The 2,359-nt window shown below is 68.4% G+C and carries 3 protein-coding genes; 2 read left to right on the top strand and 1 reads right to left on the bottom strand.

All coding sequences use genetic code 11. The features are described 5' to 3' along the window. Positions 1-840 (top strand): thiolase family protein (locus Q0W90_RS24285; protein ID WP_297777204.1); only part of this gene is annotated, 840 nt, incomplete at its 5' end. Between the two features lie 16 nt (positions 841-856). Here the strand turns inward: Q0W90_RS24285 and Q0W90_RS24280 are convergent. After that, entirely contained in the window at positions 857-1,417 is a 561-nt protein-coding gene (locus tag Q0W90_RS24280) for a hypothetical protein (protein ID WP_297598616.1), read from the bottom strand. 162 nt (positions 1,418-1,579) lie between these two features. Here Q0W90_RS24280 and Q0W90_RS24275 point away from each other — a divergent pair, with 162 nt between their 5' ends. Continuing rightward, on the top strand, positions 1,580-2,308 hold the full coding sequence (locus Q0W90_RS24275; RefSeq protein WP_297699172.1) for a 3'(2'),5'-bisphosphate nucleotidase CysQ: 729 nt from the start codon (positions 1,580-1,582) through the stop codon (positions 2,306-2,308). Positions 2,309-2,359 lie beyond the last annotated feature (51 nt).

The raw sequence follows: 2,359 nt of genomic DNA, 5'->3' as shown, positions 1-2,359 counted from the left end.
GTGCAGTCCTTGTCGATGACGCCGCTGACCAACTGGCGGATCCCGGGGCCCGAGCTGAAATTCGAGGAGCGGTGGATGCCGCCGACGCACGTCGAGACGCCCGACGCGCCCGCCAAGGACATGTCCATCACGGTCGGCTGGAACACCGCCCAGACGGTCGGCATCACGCGCGAGGAGATGGATGCCTGGGCGGCCCGGTCGCATCAGCGCGCCGTGGCGGCTCAGGATGCGGGCAAGTTCGCCGACGAGATCCTGCCGCTGAAGATCTCCCAGGCGGACGGTTCGGTCATCGAGTTCGCCGTCGACGAGCACCCACGCCGCGACACCACCGTCGAGAAACTTGCCGGCCTCAAGGTGTTGCACCCCGAGATCGAGGGCTTCTCGATCACGGCGGGCAACAGCAGCGGCACGAACGACGCCGCCGCCGCGGTCGCGCTGGTCGACCGCGACTACGCAGAGGCCGAGAAGCTCAAGGTGATGGGCACGGTCAGGGCGTGGGCCGCCGCGGGCGTCCCGCCCCGGGACTGTGGCCTGGGTGCGGTCAAGGTCATCGGAAAGGTGCTGCAGCGCGCCGGTTTGTCGCCCGGCGACGTGACCCTGTGGGAGATCAACGAGGCGTTCGCCTCCGTGCCGATCGCCGCCTGCCGGGAATACGGCCTCGACGAGGAGAAGGTGAACTTCTCCGGTAGCGGCTGCAGCCTCGGCCACCCCATCGCGGCCTCCGGCGCGCGCATGGTGACCACGCTGGCCTACGAGCTGGCCCGGCGCGGCGGCGGTATCGGCGTGGCGGCGATGTGCGCCGGCGGCGGCCAGGGCGGCGCCGTCGTCATCGAGGTCTAGCGGCGGTCACCGCGCGTCAGTTACAGAACGTGTAGCCGATGAATTGGGTGCCGCGGGTGTCGCCGCTGGAGTAGTTGGCGAAGTGCACCGCCGGCTCCCCGTTGTACTGGGTGTTCATCTTCTGCACGTTCGGCGGCGGGACGTCTTTGGGGAAGGCCAGGATCATGTCGGCGAAGATCTCCAGGCCGGCACTGCAGATGGCCTCGCGCCGCGGCGGCTGCGGATTCCACGCGTGCACCACCACCGGCTCGGTCAGCTGAGATCCGGCTGCGCAATTCGGGTCGCAGAGCTTGAACACGGCCGTGCCGGTCCCGTCGGCGCCCTGCGGTCCCCAGGAGTTCCACGCCATGTCCTGCAGCGCAACCGCCACACTGGCGCACCCCAGCACGTTGAGTCTCTTAGGGCGCGGGACCGGCGGGACGGAGGGGTTGTAGCAGCCCGGGATAGCAAAGCTCTCCGGCGCCGACGGCGCTGGGGTAGTGGGCCCCGTCGCGTTGTGATCGTCCTGGGTCAGCCGCACACCCACGAAGGCCAATACCCCGACCGCCACGACCGCCACGATGCCGATCGCGATCAAGCGCCCCCGCGAGGTGTGCAGCAACCGCCTCGATAACGAGATGTTGGCGTTGCCGCTCACACCCACCAGATTACGGACGAATTTTTCGTCGGGGGTGGTGGCCGTCCGCGACTGCTTCGCAGGGTAAAGTTGGTCATCACTGCCAACTTATCGAGGATTCCGATGAATGACCATGATCTGGCCGCGCGGTTGGCCACCGAGGCCGGTCGGCTGCTGCTCGGGGTCCGGGAAGAGTTCGCCGAGGCGGAAGCGAGCGAACGAAAGGCGGCGGGGGACAAGCGATCCCACGACTTTTTGATGGCGGCGCTCACCGCGGAGCGGCCCGGCGACGCGGTGCTGTCCGAGGAGGGCGCCGACAACCCGGTGCGATTGCGCTCGGAGCGGGTCTGGATCGTCGATCCACTGGACGGGACGCGGGAATTCTCCGAGCTCGGGCGCGACGATTGGGCGGTGCACGTCGCACTGTGGGAGGCCGGTGAGCTGGTTGCCGGAGCGGTGGCGTTGCCGGCGCAGGGCATCACGTTCGCCACTCCCGACATCGCCTCGCCTCCGGCCGTGCCGGGCAAGCCGCGCATCGTGGTATCGCGCACCCGTCCACCCGCCATCGCGTTGAACGTCCGGGATGCCTTGGACGGCGTTCTGGTGGAAATGGGTTCGGCCGGCGCCAAGGTGGCTTCGATCGTCCAGGGGTTGTCCGATGTGTACGTACACGCCGGCGGCCAGTTCGAATGGGACTCCGCGGCTCCGGTGGCGGTGGCACGCGCCGCCGGGCTGCACACTTCCCGCATCGACGGGTCTGCACTGGCCTACAACCAGCCGGACCCGAAGCTGCCGGACGTCGTGGTGTGCCGTCCCGAGCTGGCGGAAGCCGTACTCGCGGTGACCCGCTGACATTCCCGTGCTGCTGAGTCAAATCCCGTTCCACAAGCCAAAATACGAGCT

This window comes from Mycobacterium sp., assembly GCF_025933915.1.
Lineage (GTDB): Bacteria > Actinomycetota > Actinomycetes > Mycobacteriales > Mycobacteriaceae > Mycobacterium.
Note: the sequence above shows the minus strand (reverse complement) of the source record. Positions and strands in the feature narration are given on the sequence as shown.

Bases quoted from the DNA above. Each gene is read 5' to 3' on its own strand.
- Q0W90_RS24275 (WP_297699172.1), top strand. From the start codon at position 1,580: ATGAATGACCATGATCTGGCCGCGCGGTTGGCCACCGAGGCCGGTCGG.